Consider the following 16,617-nt stretch of genomic DNA (forward strand, 5'->3'; position numbering starts at 1 on the left):
CATCTTATTTATATACAAAAACACCTTAATTACAGTCATGTTCACCGGAGGCGATTAAGGTTATCCTCATATCATAAACTGTAATAGGAAGTGATTGGGAGATGGAAAAGGTACGATTTGGCATTATCGGAGTGGGCAATATGGGGCGAGCGCATGCGCAGAGCCTGCTGAGTGATATTAAGGGAGCCGAGCTGGCAGCCGTATGTGACACCAGCCCGGAAAGGCTGGACTGGGCGGAAGAGCATTTGCCGGATAGCGTGCAGCGGTTCCTGTCACCGGAAGAGCTGTTCAAGTCCGGGACCATTGATGCTGTGCTGATTGCTACACCGCATTATGACCACCCGCCGCTCGCGGTTGAGGCACTGGGTTACGGGCTGCATGTTCTGATTGAGAAGCCAGCAGGCGTGTACACCAAAGCTGTTCAGGAGATGAACGACGCTGCTGCGAAGTCTGACCGCAAGTTCGGCATTATGTACAACCAGCGGACCAACCCGCTCTATCAGAAGCTGAGAGAGCTGATCAAGTCAGGAGAGCTTGGAGAGATCCGGCGTACGAACTGGATTATCACGAATTGGTACCGCTCTCAGAGTTACTATGACTCCGGCGGCTGGCGGGCGACCTGGGGCGGAGAAGGCGGCGGTGTACTTCTTAACCAGGACCCGCATCAACTGGATCTCTGGCAGTGGACGACCGGAATGATGCCGAAGCGGGTACGGGCTTTTTGCCACTTCGGGAAGTACCGCAATATTGAAGTTGAGGATGATGTGACTGCCTATGTGGAATATGAGAATGGCGCAACGGGGCTGTTCATCACCACTACAGGGGAGGCACCTGGAACGAACCGGTTCGAGATCACAGGCGACAACGGTAAAATCGTAATCGAAGACGGCAAGCTGACGTTCTTCCGCCTGCGCACACCGGAGCCGCAATTCAATGCTGAATTTACCGGAGGATTCGGAGCACCCGAGTGCTGGAAATGCGAGATTCCGGTAGCACCAGGTGATGGGGATCAGCATAAAGGCATTATGCGTAATTTCACCAATGCCATTCTCCATGACGAGCCGCTCCTGGCGCCTGGCGAAGAGGGGATTCACGGATTGACTCTTTCCAATGCGATGTACCTGTCAGCGTGGACGGATAACTGGGTGGACCTGCCGATCGACAGCGACCTGTTCCACGAGAAGCTGATGGTGCAGGTGCAGAATTCTACTTTTCAAAAGGCACCCGTCAGCCAGAAAGCGCTGGATGTATCGGGAACCCACTAGCATCACTCTTTAATCTGCAGGTATAGCATCATCTAACCAAATCAAACTAATCTGGGAGTGGATGAATGAAATGGAACGTTCAACGATTGCCGCACAAATGTATACCTTACGTGAATTTACCCAGACCCCGGAGGGGTTAAGAGAAAGTCTGCGGAAGGTGAGCGAAATTGGCTACCAGGCTGTGCAGATCTCGGGAATTGGCCCGATGGACCCTAAGCTGGTGAAGGAGTATGCGGATGAATACGGTTTGAAGATTTGTGCAACGCATGTCCCCTGGAACCGGCTGGTGAATGATCTGGATGCGCTTGCAGCTGAACATAAGCTGTGGAACTGCAAGTACATCGGCCTTGGCGGACTACCGGCAGAGTATCAGACCAGCCAGGAAGGATACCGCACCTTTGCCAAGCTGGCATCCGGTATTGCGCGTACCCTGAAGGAGCAGTATGGCCTGCAATTTGTCTATCATAATCATGATTTTGAATTTGAACGTTTCGAAGGTATGACTGGTATGGAAATTCTGCTGCAGGAAAGTGATCCGGAGGTGTTCGGCTTTGAGCTGGATCTGTACTGGGTTCAGGCAGGCGGCGGCGATCCTGTAGAGTGGATTCATAAAGTGGAAGGCAGAATGCAGGCCGTGCATTTCAAAGATATGACGGTTCTGTCGCGTAAACCGATTTTTGCCGAAATCGGCCAGGGGAACATGAATTACGGAGCGATTATTGAAGCCTGCCGCAAGACAGGTGTGGAATGGCATATCGTGGAGCAGGATGTGTGCCAGCGTGATCCGTTTGAGAGCCTGGAGATTAGTCTGAACTATCTGCACGCCAAGCTGGAGGTTGAGGCATGAGCCGCAAGGATGGGATGATGTATGCCCCTGTGCATGAGGCCAAGCCTGTGGTGGGGCCGGGTGAATTCGTAATTGCCGCACTGGCGCTGGATCATGGGCATATTTACGGGATGTGCAACGGGCTTGTGGAAGCAGGAGCACAGCTGAAATGGGTATACGATCCTGACCCGGAGAAGGTAAAAGTGTTCCAGAACACCTATCCCGGCGTCCGGGCCGCACGCTCGGCTGAAGAGATTCTCGAAGATCCTGAAGTCCGGCTCGTAGCGGCGGCGGCTATTCCGTCAGAGCGTGGTCCGCTGGGTCTGCGCGTCATGGCACACGGCAAGGATTATTTCACGGACAAAACACCGTTCACCTCACTCGATCAGCTGGCGGCAGCACGGACTCAGGCGGAACAGACGAAGCAGAAATACATGACTTATTTCAGTGAGAGACTGCATGTGGAGAGTGCTGTGTATGCAGGTCAGCTTGTGCAACAGGGTGCGATCGGGCGTGTACTTCAGGTAATTGGAATGGGGCCTCACCGGTTAAATGCTCCGAGCCGGCCGGACTGGTTCTTCCAGCGTGATAAATACGGCGGCATTCTCTGCGATATTGGCAGCCATCAGATTGAACAGTTCCTCTTCTATGCCGGCTGCCGCGATGCCAAGATATTGCACAGCAAGGTAGCGAACTATAACAATCCGTCATACCCGGAGCTGGAGGATTTCGGTGATGCCACGCTGGTGGGCGATAACGGGGCAACCCAATATTTCCGCGTGGACTGGTTCACTCCGGAAGGATTAGGGACCTGGGGCGATGGCCGGACGATTATTATGGGCACCGAAGGGTATATCGAGCTGCGCAAATACAGCGATATTGGCCGCTCCAGCACGCCTGACCATGTCTACTATGTGGACCGTGGGGGGGAACATTATGAGCATGTGGCCGGCAAAATCGGCTTCCCGTTCTTCGGCGAGCTGATCATGGACTGCCTGCAGCGTACAGAAAATGCCATGACCCAGGAGCATGCCTTCAAGGCGGCCGAACTATGCCTGGAGGCGCAGCGGCAAGCGCTCAATCTGACCCCGGATACTCTCAAATAGTTGCATCACAGCTATCAGAAGAACGGAAGGTGTATAAGATGAATCCAATTGGAGCAGCGATTATCGGCTGTGGTGCGATTGCTCCGCTGCATGCCAGGGCCATTGCTTCTATAGATTATGCGCGGCTGCTGGCCGTGGTGGACAGTGATCCCGTTCAGGCAGCGCAATCCGCCCAGGATTACGGATGTGAGGGCTTGACGGATTACAAGCAGCTTCTGGAGCGGGCAGATATCGGAATTGTCCATTTGTGCACGCCCCATCATCTGCATGCAGGGATGGCGGTGGAACTGCTGAAGGCCGGCAAACATGTATTAACCGAGAAGCCGATGGCGCTGGATGTACCTTCAGCCCGGTTAATGCAGGCAGCAGCGGATCAAGCGGAGGGGCAACTCGGTGTAGTCTTCCAGAACCGTTACAATGACCCTTCGGTCCGGATCAGGACGATGATAGATTCCGGCGAACTGGGAGCCCTCATTTGTATGAAAGGGGTGGTTACCTGGACCCGGAGTGAAGATTATTACAAGAATAGCAGCTGGAGAGGCCGCTGGGCTACTGAAGGCGGAGGTGTGCTCATCAACCAGACTATTCATACTCTGGATCTGCTGCAATGGTTCGGCGGTGAAATCTCTTCCGTGAAGGGCAGTGTTACCACTGATGTGCTGAATGATGTTATTGAGGTGGAGGATAGTGCACATGCCTGCATCAGCTTCAAGAATAAGGTGCGCGGACTCTTTTACGGAACCAATGCTTATGGGGTGAATTCTCCCGTTGAACTGGAGCTGGTCTTCGAGCAGGGAACGCTGCTGCAGCGTAGGGATTGCCTGTATCTGTTGAAGGACGGGCAAGAGACGCTGCTCAGCGAACCGGCAACCGGCAGCACCGGAGGTAAATCGTATTGGGGGACCGGACATTCACGGTTAATTCATGATTTCTATGCCCACATCCGTGATGGCCGAAAGTTCTGGATTGACGCAGCAGAAGGCATTAAGGCGCTGGAGCTGATCGATGGAATCTACAAGTCCTCGGCGGGCAGAACGGGTCTGACGGCAGGACAGTATGTGTAGTACTGGACATGTGTGAGATCATACATTCTTGATAGCCAGGGAGAAAGGATCACGTGCTGTGATCCTTTTTTTTGCGTGCTGTAACGGGAATACAAGGCAGGTAACCACCCAATTGACAAATTATAATCTGCATGTGATAATTACCTGACGATCGTCAGGGGGGCTGAAGAGATGACTGCTAACGCGATACTGCAGGCTGCATGTTCACAATTCGCCGAGAAGGGCTTTGAAGGAGCATCATTGGCCGGCATAGCTCAGGCAGTAGGGATTAAGAAGCAATCCATTGCCACCTATTTTCCGAAAAAAGAAGATTTGTTCATGGCCGCCTTCGGCGAAATGGCCCGGCATTACTATGAATTTCTTGAACAGCTGTATAAGGGCCTCAGGGATACACCTATAGAGATGAAGCTGCGTGAGATTATGTATAAGAACTATTATTACAAAGTGGAGCACCCGGTATTGACCGCATTCTATAAAATGGCCGTGCAATTTCCGCCTCCTTTCTTCCAGGACTTGCTGGAGGCGCAGATTGCGGGGATGGAGCAGCGTTCCGCTGTATTGTACCGGGCGATTTTTGAGGAAGGCATGAACACGGGGATCATACGGCAGCAGCGGGCAGATAGTCTGCTCTCGGCTTATTACTGTTTGCTTGACGGGATCGCCATGCAGATGTTTTTTTACAAGCAAGAGGAATTTGAACAGCGCCTGGAGGATATCTGGGGGATTTTCTGGGCGGGCATTAAGCAATCTTAACCGGAAAGGGAGGCAGGATAATATGCGTGTAGACAAGGTTACGAATGAAGCAGGATTACAAGAGGCATTCCGGATCAGACGTGAAGTGTTTGTGGAGGAGCAGGGCGTACCGCTGGCTGATGAATTTGATCATTATGAGAGCCAGGCAGAGCATATATTGGTGTTTCATGAGGCGGAGGAGGCTCCAGTAGGGACAGCCAGATTGCGGGTTGTGGACGGATGGGCCAAGCTGGAGCGGATTTGTCTTCTGGCCCCGTACCGCCGAAGCGGGCTAGGGTCCGTAATTATCGGCACACTGGAGGCAATGGCTGCAGAGCAAGGACTCCGGCAAGCCAAGCTGCATGGCCAGAAGCAGGCCGAAGGCTTTTATCAGAAGCTGGGCTATGAGACTTCCTCGGCTGTCTTTATGGAAGATGGAATCCCCCACGTCATTATGGTTAAAAGCTTGCAGGTCTAATCTCTCAAATTGACTTTATGACCAGCAGGCCTTATCTTCAGTACATGTGTTAATATATGAATTGCAGATGAGAGACAGGGAGAGGGATTAAGCTTATGGAACAGGCAATGTTTGCCGGAGGCTGCTTCTGGTGCATGGTTACACCGTTTGAAGAGCTTCCCGGAATTCACGGAATTGTATCGGGGTACGCCGGAGGCACGGTAGAGAATCCTACATACGAACAGGTCAAGACAGGGACAACCGGTCACTATGAGGTGGTTCAGATTACGTTTGATCCGGCACTTTTCCCCTACGAGAGACTGCTGGAGCTGTTCTGGCCGCAGATTGATCCGACGGATGACGGCGGACAGTTTCAGGATCGCGGAACACAGTACCGGACAGCGGTATTCTACTATAATGAAGAGCAGCGGCTGGCGGCTTTGGCCTCCCGGGAGCAAGTGGCGGTCAGCGGCAGATTTGAGCTTCCTGTGGTGACGGAGATTCTGCCTGCACCCCATTTCTATCCGGCTGAGGACTATCATCAGGACTATCACAAGAAGAATCCGAAGCATTATAAAGAGGACCGTGAGCAATCCGGACGGGATACCTTTATTTCGCAGCACTGGTAAAAGCGGAAAATGAAATAAGGTTAGAAAAGCCTTTAATCACCTGGCATCTGGGGATTGAGGGCTTTTTGCTATTTTTGCAGCGCTCTAGAGGTGAAACGGAAGAAATTAAGTCATAAAACCAAAAAATGGGAACCTAAATCCGAAATTCCGAGCCTACTAAATGAAGATTTGCCCTACTATAATCATATTTGTAAACGCATACAATTATACATGATTCTGGCTTTGATCCGGGGAATGGAGGAGGGTGGAGGCTTTCTGAAATGCTGAATGATCTGTCTGTAGCTTCCGGTTGCCAAAGGTAATGATTATAGCAATGCCAATATAATTAAGGAGGAATATTACGATGCCTAAAAAATGGCTAATGTCCATGCTTGCGTTCGTGCTTCTGCTCTCTTGCCTGCCTTTCTTTGGTTCCAAAGCTGCCGCCGCTGATTATACACAGGGAGTAGATTTGTCGGGAACTACAGCGACAATCTGGTTCAAATCTACAGTAAGCACCAGTTGGGTGGATGTACATTACAAGGTCAATTCCGGAACGCAGCTGAATTACCGTACAACCTACAACAGCAGCAAAGCCCGATATGAGCAGGTGGTCACAGGCGTTGCCAGCGGAACCGTTCTCACCTATTTCTTCACGTACAACAATGGAACACCGGCATATGATACCGGCTGGTTTACGTATACCGCCGGAACGGCGCCGACCACCCCGCCTGGGGGTTCCTCTGCTTCGATCTATTCCATAGCCGCCTCTTCCATTCCCACCCCGCCGGGAGGTTCCGTGTCGGTGAAGGTCATGAACGGCACGGGCGGGGCCTATCCTGACAACCAGATATATTGGGGGGTGATCGGCATCAATCCGGCCAACGGCAAATGGAGTTATCTGGATCTGAGCGGCAATCTGCTGCCAATCTCTAATGCGCTGAATGATGCCTCCGGCCATCTGACCAAAAACGGCGTGAATTACGCGAATATCTACCATACCGTAAGTCAGGCTTCCTGGGTAACGATGCCCAAAATCACCTCCGGCCGCATGTTCCTCAGCGTAGGCACGCCGCTGTACATCAAGACTTATGATGACGGCTTTGCCGGACCGGATATTGATAATCCTACCGATCCTAACCGTAATCTCTATTTCGATTTCGTTGAATTCACGGTGGATGCTACAGGCTATCACGGCAACACGACGCGCGTAGATGCCTTCGGATTTCCGATCCAGCACCGGCTGGTTGGCCTGTATGGAGGCTATGATAAAACCGTAGGCGAGCTGGAATCGGAGACACGTGCCGGAATCTTCAGCAAATACCAGAATGAAGTGCCATCCGCCTTTAAATCACTTGCTACGGATCAGGCACCTTACCGTATTATCGCTCCTGTCCATGGATCGTTTAAAGCCGGCGGGGCCAACAGCAATTATTTCGCAGGTTATTCCAGCTACAGCACCCAGGATATTCTCCGCAATGATGGCTCGCTCATTGATGCTGCCACCAGCGCTGCCATTAACCGCCATGTCTACACCTCCGGCAACTGGAACAATGTCGCGGACTATTACAAAGCGGCTCCAGCCAATTACTATGCGAAGTTCTGGCATGATCACAGCATTAGCGGGCTGGCCTACGGCTTCCCTTATGATGATGTCAACGGCCAAGCGGCCTATCTCGAAGTCGGCGATCCCAAAGGCCTGATTATCCGCGTGGCCTGGTAAGGAGCTTCATTCTTTCTACACATTTGTCCTGTACACTTCTAGTTATTCGCGAGAGCAACTGAAGTGGAGGGACAATAATGAAGAGAAGACTACTGACGGCGACCTTTATCCTGCTGCTTGGAGCAACATTGGCGGGTTGCAGCCCGGGCGCGGATAACAAGGAAGAATCAAGCGCTATCACTGCACAAACAGCGGTAACTACACCTTGGATCGCTACCAAGAATACAACACGGATCAACACCTCTGACCCTGTTCAGGCGGCTGTGCTGGTCTCCCGGACCTTATGGACGGCTGAAACGAAGAGCAACCGGCCATCGTCTGTAGTCCTGACAAGTGTGGATAACTGGCAGATTGCCGCAGTAAGCACGGACCTGATCCACCATCCGAGCAACGGGCCGGTGCTCTTTTTCACCAAAGACGGTGTGCCGGATGAGACTCTTACTGAATTGAAGCGGCTGAAGCCGCTTGGTGCGGACGGCAATGACGGCATTCAGGTTGTAATTGTCGGGCCATCGTCTGAAGCTGTCGAGACTCAGCTCAACTCGCTTAATCTGAAGCTGGACAAGATTGAAGGGGATGATCCAGCCGCAGTGGCAGGCGCTGTTGATTCTTACTATGCAAAAGTGTCAGGCGAGCTGCCGCAGAGTGTAATTATCGGCTCGATGGATAGTCCTGAATATACCCTCCCGGCTGTGAACTGGATCGCTCATATGCCGGAGCCTTTACTATTTGTGGAGAAAAGCGAAATCCCGGCTGCAACAGCAGACGCGCTCAAGGAACGCGGCGGCAGTGCAGCAATCTATATTCTCGGTCCCCAATCTGTCATTTCAGCAGATGTGGAGGAGCAGCTTAAGCAATACGGAACGGTTACGCGCATAGCGGGTGAGGATCCTTATGAGAATGCCATTGCCTTTGCCAAATTCAAGGATACGGCAAACGGATTCGGCTGGGGAATCACTACTCCCGGACATAACCTGTCCTTGTTGACTACGGATTCAACGATGCTGGCAATTGCCGCTGCCCCCTTCTCCCATCTGGGCAAACACGCGCCGCTGGTCTTCATGAAGCAGGACGGATTGCCGGATTCTCTGATGAATTATACGATGGAGCTGCAACCTAAATTCAAGGATTCACCGGCTGAAGGCCCGTATAATCACGCTTGGCTGACTGGCGATGCAGAAACGATCAGCGCCGCGGCGCAGAGTGAGATCGATGACATGCTGGAGATTTCCTCCGCCTCCGGTGATAATCCGCACTCAGGGCATTAGAAGAGCAAGCCGGCAGCGGCACCCGCTGCCGGCCTCTTTATTTATATAACAAGTAAGAAGGCAAAGCCGTTTCCACTTGGGTATAATGAATGCACGAACTATTAACCAGTCCACGAAAAGGGTGAACGGCTTGTCCAAATCTCAAATACTTATAGTAGACGACGAATGGAATATGCGGAATTTGCTGCGTATATATCTGCTGAACGAGGGCTTCACCACCAGGGAAGCGGCCACGGGGCAGGAAGCCATCCGCATGGCGGGGCAGCACGCGTTTGATCTGATTCTGCTCGATGTGATGATGCCTGACATGGATGGCTGGCAGGTCTGCCGTGTAATCCGGGAGCAGAGTCATATCCCCATCCTGATGCTCACCGCGCGTTCGGAGATTAAGGATAAGGTGCAGGGTCTTGGCATCGGCGCAGATGATTATCTGACCAAGCCGTTTGAGCCGGAGGAGCTGCTGGCCCGGATACATTCGCTGCTCCGCCGTTCTGCACTGACGCAGTCACTGGCGCCCCGGGAAGAAGTACTGGAGTATCCCGATTTGCGGATTTACCCGGAGGCACGAGAGGTGCGTGTACAGGGCCAGAACGTTGATTTTACGTTAAAGGAGTTCGATCTCCTGGCCTTGCTGGCGCGCAGCGGACAACGGGTATTCACCCGCGATGAGCTGGTCGAACGGCTGTGGGGCAACGATTACGGCGGTGAAACCCGGGTCATCGACACCCACATCAAGAATATCCGCGAAAAGATGCAGAGAGCGGGCCTGGCGTATAATCCGGTGCAAACGGTATGGGGCCTCGGGTATAAATTCCAGGTCACGGGTAGTCCGGATGAAACATAATATCATCGGCTCCAAGCTTGGGCTGGTCATTATGTCCGTATTCCTGATCGTGCTGCTGTCGCTGGGCATGGTGATCGACAGGATGTTCACCAGCTTCTATTACAACGAAATGCAGACGGAAACGGAGGAGCTGGCCTCCCATTTCACGGTCATGGCCCAGTCCAAGGAGTCCACGACCAGCCAGATGATGACGACGTTTGCTGAATTCTCCAATGTCAGTATATTTAACATTCTTCCTGATGGCCGTACGAATCTGCATTCAGGCGTTCACGATTCTGCGGACCGGGCGTTCATCCGGACCGGTGATCTTACAGACATTTTTACCGGCAAAACAGTCAGCTTCCTGTACAAAGATCCAGCGGGGCACCGGTATTTCGTCACTGGACAACCTATCACAGGTGAGGATGGGGTCAGTTCGGCGCTGTATGTAATGTCCTCTACCACGAATATGGAAGAATCGCTGGCTTCAGTGCGCAATATTCTGCTGCTCGCGGGGATTGGCGCGTTCACTTTGGCGCTCGGCATCACCTGGATCATTGCCGTGGTCCTGTCCCGTCCGCTTCTGCAGATGCAGAGAGCCACCCGCAAGATCGCCGCCGGTGAACTGGAGACACGCCTTACCATCCGCGGCAAGGATGAGATTGGTTTCCTCGCAGGAGCCATTAACGATCTGGCCGTTGACCTGCAGCGTTACAGGGATACCCGCCAGGAATTTCTGGCCAATATCTCGCATGAACTGCGGACACCGATTACTTATCTGCAGGGGTATGCCAAGGTAGTGAAGAGCGGGTTATATGAGACGGAGGAAGAGAAGGGGCTGTATCTCGACATCATCGATCAGGAAGCACACCGGCTGCAGCATCTGGTCGATGACTTGTTCGAGCTGGCTAAGATGGAAGAGGGCAGAATTCCGCTGAACCTGGAACAGGTCAATCTCAGACAGATCGTGGATCAGGCGGTCCGCAGGGTGGAATTACCGGCGAAGGAGAAAGGTCTGCTGCTGACAGCTTCGTACGATGACGGGCAGGAGGTAAGAGTATTAGGCGATGGCAAACGGATGGAGCAAATCGTGATGAATCTGCTGGAGAATGCTGTCCGCTATACCGAAAAGGGACAGATCAAGGTGAGTCTAAGATTCACTCCGGACTCAGCAATATTTGTTGTGGAGGATACGGGAATCGGTATTCCGGAGGCAGAGCTTCCCTTTATTTTTGACCGTTTTTACCGGGTAGAGAAATCCCGCTCACGGCAATACGGAGGCTCCGGCCTCGGTCTTTCCATTGTGAATAAGCTGGTCGAGCTGCTCGGCGGTACGATTGTGTTTACAAGTAAGGTGGGCGTAGGAACACGCTGTGAGGTTGCTTTTAGGAGATAACTAAGAATGATTTAGACTTATACCTTGCAGGATGTAATCCCAATTCGCATAATCATTCATATCACCGGGCACTTCCAGAACGCAGACATTGCCGATACCCCATTCCGCTTCTCGTGTTGCACTAAGGCCGGGTATAGGATTAAGAATGAGGATTGTAAATTTCTTGTTATTTAATAGCTTTGATAAAATCATATGCAGCTCCAGTACCTGTTCAGCGCTTGCAAACCATCTGACAAATAAACTATCGTCGCTGCTGAGCAGACTGTTCCAGAACCGGCCGATCCGGTATTCCAGCTTCAGTCTGTAGGCGGGATAGGAAGCGCTCCAGCCCTGACCTGTAATAATCGGGAAATCGTGGGCGGAGATGATGTTATACAGTGAGTCCCGTATGAAATAAGATGGTGACAGATTGTTCCTGGAATGATCCAAATACACGGGATCTCCATCATCCAGCAAAAAATGGGTCTCATCCAGCGGATGCAGATTTCTGAAATCCATAAAGTTCCTGAACTCATTCTTTAGTAGCCGGTTGACATCGGCCAGTGAATACGAAATCATCCAGTCTAGAGGCATTGAGAATTTCCGTAGACCGTATCTCTTCAGGTTAATTGCCGGCGCACAAGATGAACCTAAGCTGACGATCAGTTCATAGTCCTTTTTGACGTCTTGTAGTTTCATGAATTCACCCATCTCTATCCAGTCTCCATCGTTAGTAAATCATATACGCGATGCTCCGGGATTGATTGGACGGATGAGACAAAATTCAGCAGCACACATGCTTCGGATAGCTGGTAGCAATCTCATTCTGACGGGTTTGTGCGTAATGAAAACCAAAAGGCGCCCGGGCAGCTATTTCTATAGCCTCCCCGGACACCTGTCAATCTTTTATAAACTTAGGTGACTCAACTCTTAGTGGTTCATTCCAGCCATTCCGCCCATAATTTCCGGATTCACCATTCCGAAGATCATCGCGATGTGGGCAACAACGAGGAAGCCGCTGATTAGCAGGAAATGTAGCTTAAGCTTACTCTCTTCACTGCGTTTGCGGGCGATGAGACCGAGATCCAGCAGGGCCAGAGGCAGCAGGAAGATGACTCCGCTCAGATAAAAGCTTACCGCAACCACATCCACCCAGGTGTGCCATTCGCCATTTGCGGTGAGCGGGATGAAGGCGGTAGGGAACAAGTACAGGAAAACTCCGGTGAAATAGAGTCCGGCAAGAATACTGCATACCCGGTTGAACGCTCGGAGCGGCCCGTTCAGCTTCTTGGTGAACAGAATAATAAACTCTGTAACCGTAATCGTCTCGGCAAAAATCACGGGAATCGCCATAAAAAGAATCAGATTCCATGGCTGATTGTCCGCCAGCAGGGACATATAATGCGTCATGTTCATGTTACATCCTCCAGGTTCAAATATAGCTTACATAGTGATGTTAGTAGACAAGTGTGTGGAAAGTATGAAGAAAGGAAGGTATGATGAACAAAGTTAAACAGGAAGGGAGCACGAACGGAAGTGAAGGACGCGTTGCATCATATTTTATTTGATCTGGACGGCACATTAACCGATCCCAAAGAAGGCATCACCAAATGCGTGGAATATGCGCTGCACAAGCTAGGGATCGAGGTGGAGCATCCTGACCTGCTGATCCCGTATATCGGGCCGCCGCTCTATGATTCTTTTGTTCAAATCCAGGGGCTGACACATGAAGCTGCCCTGCAGGGTGTGGACTTCTACCGGGAGCGTTACCGGACGCTCGGCATGTTCGAGAACAGTGTGATTCCAGGCGTTCCGGAGTTACTGGAGAACCTGCGGAATCAGGGATTCAGCCTGTATGTGGCGACATCCAAACCCACGGTCTTTGCTGAGGAAATTCTCCGCCATTACAAGCTGGATCACTTCTTCAGGTTCACCGCTGGCAGCAATCTGGACGGGACACGCTCGAAGAAGCGCGAGGTGATCCAGTATGTGCTGGACCAGAATGATATTCCTGCCGCACAGGCGCTGATGATCGGGGACCGGGAGCATGACATTATCGGGGCGAAGGCCTGCGGTGTGCCTTCCATTGGCGTGTTATTCGGCTACGGTTCGGAGGAGGAATTATCGGCTGCCGGAGCGGATTATATTGCTGCTACGGTTGAAGAAACGGGTATGATTATTTCGCGGATTTCAAGTGAATGATATTAACGGATAGATTGCCGGGGGACAGCGGCATACAACTATTTTTTCACCGCAGTATTGACTTTTAGCGAAGGCATTCAGTATTATGTAACCAAGCAACACCATATCTAAGGCAATGACCAGAGACAGGATATCCTCCCAGGACTGACCAGAGAGAGAAGTGCAAGGTGAGAGCTTCTTACAGAGACCAGCCGGATGTTACCCCTTTGCAGCCGTGACACTGAACCCTCCTGCTGTTAGTGAGGCTGTAAATGCCACCGCCCCATCCCCGTTAACGGATGCCATGAGGATTGTGCTTATCACGTTTCCGCCGAACAGCCGGGGGTCCGTAGATACATAGTCGAATTAGGGTGGAACCACGAGCTTAGACGCACTCGTCCCTTTCCGGGATGAGATGCGTTTTTTTGCGTTCAAATCACACTAACAGAAACCTGAAGAAATGGAGGCCACAATCATGGAGATTCAAGTGAAACTGCCGGATGGAACAATTAGGAGGTATTCGCGTAACACCACAGTTGCGCAGGTTGCGGAGTCAATCAGTGCAAGTCTGAAGAAGAATGCGGTAGCCGGTAAAATCGACGGCAGGCTCGTTGACCTTGATCACCCGGTTGAACAGGATAGCCTCGTTGAAATTATAATGGCGGACAGCATTGAGGGTCTAATGATCCATAGACATAGTACTGCTCATCTGATGGCCCAGGCTGTCAAACGGATCTACGGGGATCAGAATGTTAAATTGGGTATCGGTCCGGTCATAGAGGATGGATTCTATTACGATATTGATATAGCACGGCCGTTGTCCGTGGAGGATTTGGGTGCGATTGAGCGGGAAATGGAGAAGATAATCGGAGAAAATCTGCCGATTCTGCGCCGGGTTGTCAGCAGAAGTGAAGCGATGGAACTGTTCCGGCAGCTGGAGGAGCCCCTTAAGCTTGAACTGCTCCGTGACCTGCCGGAGGATGCAGTGATCAGCTTGTATGAGCAAGGTGAATTCACTGATCTGTGCCGGGGGCCGCATATGCCGTCAACTGGCCGGATCAAGGCCTTCAAGCTGCTTAGCGTAGCGGGAGCCTACTGGCGCGGGGATTCAGATAATCAGGTGCTCCAGCGGATATACGGAACTTCATTCTTCAAGAAATCCCAGCTGGAGGAGCATCTCCACATGCTGGAGGAAGCGAAGAAGCGTGACCACCGCAAGCTGGGCAAGGAACTTGGGCTGTTCATGTTCTCCGAAGAAGCGCCGGGCATGCCGTTCTATCTGCCGAAGGGCATGATCATCCGTACAGAGCTGGAGAACTTCTCGCGTGAATTGCAGAGGTATAGTGATTACGATGAAGTCCGTTCACCCCTGATGATGAACAGAAGGCTATGGGAGCAATCCGGACACTGGGATCATTATAAAGACGAGATGTATTTCACAAAAGTGGATGAAACAGATTTTGCGCTCAAACCGATGAACTGCCCCGGACATATGCTGATCTACAAGAACAGCCTTCGTTCCTACCGGGAGCTGCCGATCCGGATTGCTGAATATGGCCAGGTCCACCGCCATGAATTCTCAGGGGCGCTGAATGGAATGATGCGCGTCCGCACGTTTTGCCAGGATGATGCCCACCTGTTTGTCCTGCCGGAACAGATTGAGGATGAAATTAGCCGGGTGCTGGAGCTCATTGATCAGATGTACAAAGTATTCGGTTTCGAGTACAAGGTGGAGCTGTCCACACGTCCGGATGATTATATGGGGGCTGAAGAACTCTGGGATCAGGCGGAGCTGTCGCTCGAACGCGTGCTGAAGAACAACGGGATCGAGTATCGGGTGAACGAGGGGGATGGCGCTTTTTACGGGCCCAAGATCGATTTCCATGTCCTTGATGCCTTGAAAAGAAGCTGGCAATGCGGTACAATCCAGCTGGATTTCCAAATGCCGGAGAAGTTCGATCTGACTTATATTGGTGAAGATAACGGAAAGCACCGTCCGGTAGTCATTCACCGTGCTGTATTTGGCTCCATTGACCGGTTCATGGGCATTCTTACAGAGCACTTCAGCGGAGCATTTCCGCTGTGGCTGTCTCCCGTGCAAGTCAAGCTGCTGCCTGTATCCGGGGTTCATGCTGATTATGCCTTCGAGGTTAAAGAGCAGCTGCAGGCGGCCGGACTGCGGGTTGAGCTGGATGCGCGGGATGAGAAGCTGGGCTACAAAATCCGTGAAGCGCAGCTGGAGAAAGTGCCTTATATGCTCGTACTCGGAGATCAGGAACAGAACAACGGTACAGTTTCCGTACGGGGCCGTGCGGAGAGTTCACAAATATCGCTCAGCGTACAGGAGTTCATTCAGCTGCTGGCCGGCCAAATCGCTGAGCGGAAATAAATTGCTTCATTAAATAGGTAATCAAAAGTCAGGAGGGCTGATACATGATTTCGAAGAATGCTGAGCAACTGGAGGGCGGCGTGATCAGGCTTGTGCCCCTGATGGAAGAGCATAAGCCGGAGCTGGTTAAGGTGCTGAACGATCCGCTGATCTGGGAATATACCTGGAGAAGGATCAGTACAGAAGAGCAGGTAGGACAATTGATAGACGCGGCATTGGTGAACAAGGCCAAAGGTACGGATATCCCTTTTGTCATCATTGAGCAGGCTTCCGGCCGGATTGCCGGCACTACACGGATCATGCATCTGGACCGGACGCACCGCAATGCAGAGATCGGCTGCACCTGGATTTCGCCGGATTACTGGAGAACCGCAGTGAACACGGAGTCGAAGTCGCTGCTGCTGCAGTACTGCTTCGAGGCACTCGGATTAATCCGCGTTAACTTCTGTATTGTCAGTACCAACCTCCGGTCGCAGCGGGCGGTTGAACGGATTGGCGCTGTCCGGGAAGGCGTGCTGCGCAAGCAGCGCCTCACCTCTAACGGCATGGTTATGGATAATGCGCTGTACAGTATCATTGACGACGAGTGGCCTGCGGTGAAGGCTAATCTTGATTATCTGTTGAATGTGAAATATAAGTAGCTGCATCCATCCGGGTGCCAAAGCGAAACTTAGAGGGGTCCCATTGCGGGCTCCTCTATTATTTTTTGCAAATAGCCATATCTGAGAAACATTGATATAATAGAAAGACATGAGGATAGAAACATACATTCCCCGATATATCGTTTATCGTAATCCTAG

At 51.8% G+C, this 16,617-nt stretch carries 16 protein-coding genes; 14 read left to right on the forward strand and 2 right to left on the reverse strand.

Going from position 1 to position 16,617, the window contains the following annotated elements; translation table 11 throughout:
• Positions 1-101 precede the first annotated feature (101 nt).
• From P40081_RS17025 to P40081_RS17075, 11 genes are all read left to right on the forward strand, one after another.
• Positions 102-1,265, forward strand: coding sequence for a Gfo/Idh/MocA family protein (locus P40081_RS17025; protein ID WP_042137069.1), 1,164 nt, complete (start codon positions 102-104; stop codon positions 1,263-1,265).
• A 70-nt stretch (positions 1,266-1,335) separates the two neighbouring features.
• On the forward strand, positions 1,336-2,112 hold the full coding sequence (locus P40081_RS17030; RefSeq protein ID WP_042137071.1) for a sugar phosphate isomerase/epimerase family protein: 777 nt from the start codon (positions 1,336-1,338) through the stop codon (positions 2,110-2,112).
• Positions 2,109-3,197, forward strand: coding sequence for a Gfo/Idh/MocA family protein (locus P40081_RS17035; RefSeq protein WP_042137072.1), 1,089 nt, complete (start codon positions 2,109-2,111; stop codon positions 3,195-3,197). Before P40081_RS17030 ends, P40081_RS17035 begins: the two co-directional genes overlap by 4 nt.
• A 38-nt stretch (positions 3,198-3,235) precedes the next feature.
• Entirely contained in the window at positions 3,236-4,261 is a 1,026-nt protein-coding gene (locus P40081_RS17040) for a Gfo/Idh/MocA family protein (protein WP_042137074.1), read from the forward strand.
• Positions 4,262-4,432: 171 nt separating this feature from the next.
• Positions 4,433-5,014, forward strand: coding sequence for a TetR/AcrR family transcriptional regulator (locus P40081_RS36445; protein ID WP_052421865.1), 582 nt, complete (start codon positions 4,433-4,435; stop codon positions 5,012-5,014).
• 22 nt (positions 5,015-5,036) lie between these two features.
• The gene (locus P40081_RS17050) at positions 5,037-5,471 is read left to right on the forward strand and encodes a GNAT family N-acetyltransferase (protein ID WP_042137076.1); all 435 of its coding nucleotides are present in this window, start codon (positions 5,037-5,039) and stop codon (positions 5,469-5,471) included.
• A gap of 95 nt (positions 5,472-5,566) precedes the next feature.
• Entirely contained in the window at positions 5,567-6,079 is a 513-nt protein-coding gene (gene msrA, locus P40081_RS17055) for a peptide-methionine (S)-S-oxide reductase MsrA (RefSeq protein WP_039292646.1), read from the forward strand.
• 343 nt (positions 6,080-6,422) lie between these two features.
• Positions 6,423-7,781: a glycoside hydrolase family 64 protein gene (locus P40081_RS17060; RefSeq protein ID WP_042137078.1), complete on the forward strand. Its 1,359-nt coding sequence runs from the start codon at positions 6,423-6,425 to the stop codon at positions 7,779-7,781.
• Between the two features lie 77 nt (positions 7,782-7,858).
• Entirely contained in the window at positions 7,859-9,049 is a 1,191-nt protein-coding gene (locus P40081_RS17065; protein WP_042137080.1) for a cell wall-binding repeat-containing protein, read from the forward strand.
• 130 nt (positions 9,050-9,179) lie between these two features.
• On the forward strand, positions 9,180-9,893 hold the full coding sequence (locus P40081_RS17070; RefSeq protein WP_231575378.1) for a response regulator transcription factor: 714 nt from the start codon (positions 9,180-9,182) through the stop codon (positions 9,891-9,893).
• Complete coding sequence (locus P40081_RS17075; RefSeq protein ID WP_042137084.1) at positions 9,883-11,268, forward strand: sensor histidine kinase; 1,386 nt, start codon at positions 9,883-9,885, stop codon at positions 11,266-11,268. The genes P40081_RS17070 and P40081_RS17075 overlap by 11 nt, the downstream gene beginning before the upstream one ends.
• On the opposite strand, the gene P40081_RS17080 is transcribed toward P40081_RS17075, so the two are convergent.
• On the reverse strand, positions 11,269-11,946 hold the full coding sequence (locus P40081_RS17080) for a DUF1796 family putative cysteine peptidase (RefSeq protein WP_042141169.1): 678 nt from the start codon (positions 11,944-11,946) through the stop codon (positions 11,269-11,271). It lies immediately after the preceding gene.
• Between the two features lie 231 nt (positions 11,947-12,177).
• Complete coding sequence (locus tag P40081_RS17085) at positions 12,178-12,663, reverse strand: DUF6803 family protein (protein WP_042137086.1); 486 nt, start codon at positions 12,661-12,663, stop codon at positions 12,178-12,180.
• A gap of 120 nt (positions 12,664-12,783) precedes the next feature.
• On the opposite strand from P40081_RS17085, the gene P40081_RS17090 reads away from it, so the two are divergent.
• The 3 genes from P40081_RS17090 (at position 12,784) to P40081_RS17100 (ending at position 16,458) form a co-directional block, all read left to right on the forward strand.
• Entirely contained in the window at positions 12,784-13,449 is a 666-nt protein-coding gene (locus P40081_RS17090; protein WP_042137088.1) for an HAD family hydrolase, read from the forward strand.
• 454 nt (positions 13,450-13,903) lie between these two features.
• Entirely contained in the window at positions 13,904-15,817 is a 1,914-nt protein-coding gene (thrS, locus tag P40081_RS17095) for a threonine--tRNA ligase (RefSeq protein WP_042137090.1), read from the forward strand.
• Positions 15,818-15,861: 44 nt separating this feature from the next.
• The gene (locus P40081_RS17100; RefSeq protein ID WP_042137091.1) at positions 15,862-16,458 is read left to right on the forward strand and encodes a GNAT family N-acetyltransferase; all 597 of its coding nucleotides are present in this window, start codon (positions 15,862-15,864) and stop codon (positions 16,456-16,458) included.
• Positions 16,459-16,617: the final 159 nt, after the last annotated feature.

It is taken from the genome of Paenibacillus sp. FSL P4-0081, assembly GCF_000758565.1.
Lineage (GTDB): Bacteria > Bacillota > Bacilli > Paenibacillales > Paenibacillaceae > Paenibacillus_AQ > Paenibacillus_AQ phytohabitans.

Excerpts from the sequence above, each read along its gene's own strand:
- P40081_RS17025 (WP_042137069.1), top strand. The coding sequence starts at position 102 with ATGGAAAAGGTACGATTTGGCATTATCGGAGTGGGCAATATGGGGCGA.
- P40081_RS17030 (WP_042137071.1), top strand. The coding sequence starts at position 1,336 with ATGGAACGTTCAACGATTGCCGCACAAATGTATACCTTACGTGAATTT.
- P40081_RS17035 (WP_042137072.1), top strand. The coding sequence starts at position 2,109 with ATGAGCCGCAAGGATGGGATGATGTATGCCCCTGTGCATGAGGCCAAG.
- P40081_RS17040 (WP_042137074.1), top strand. The coding sequence starts at position 3,236 with ATGAATCCAATTGGAGCAGCGATTATCGGCTGTGGTGCGATTGCTCCG.
- P40081_RS36445 (WP_052421865.1), top strand. The coding sequence starts at position 4,433 with ATGACTGCTAACGCGATACTGCAGGCTGCATGTTCACAATTCGCCGAG.
- P40081_RS17050 (WP_042137076.1), top strand. The coding sequence starts at position 5,037 with ATGCGTGTAGACAAGGTTACGAATGAAGCAGGATTACAAGAGGCATTC.
- msrA (WP_039292646.1), top strand. The coding sequence starts at position 5,567 with ATGGAACAGGCAATGTTTGCCGGAGGCTGCTTCTGGTGCATGGTTACA.
- P40081_RS17060 (WP_042137078.1), top strand. The coding sequence starts at position 6,423 with ATGCCTAAAAAATGGCTAATGTCCATGCTTGCGTTCGTGCTTCTGCTC.
- P40081_RS17065 (WP_042137080.1), top strand. The coding sequence starts at position 7,859 with ATGAAGAGAAGACTACTGACGGCGACCTTTATCCTGCTGCTTGGAGCA.
- P40081_RS17075 (WP_042137084.1), top strand. The coding sequence starts at position 9,883 with ATGAAACATAATATCATCGGCTCCAAGCTTGGGCTGGTCATTATGTCC.
- P40081_RS17080 (WP_042141169.1), bottom strand. The coding sequence starts at position 11,946 with ATGAAACTACAAGACGTCAAAAAGGACTATGAACTGATCGTCAGCTTA.
- P40081_RS17085 (WP_042137086.1), bottom strand. The coding sequence starts at position 12,663 with ATGAACATGACGCATTATATGTCCCTGCTGGCGGACAATCAGCCATGG.
- thrS (WP_042137090.1), top strand. The coding sequence starts at position 13,904 with ATGGAGATTCAAGTGAAACTGCCGGATGGAACAATTAGGAGGTATTCG.
- P40081_RS17100 (WP_042137091.1), top strand. The coding sequence starts at position 15,862 with ATGATTTCGAAGAATGCTGAGCAACTGGAGGGCGGCGTGATCAGGCTT.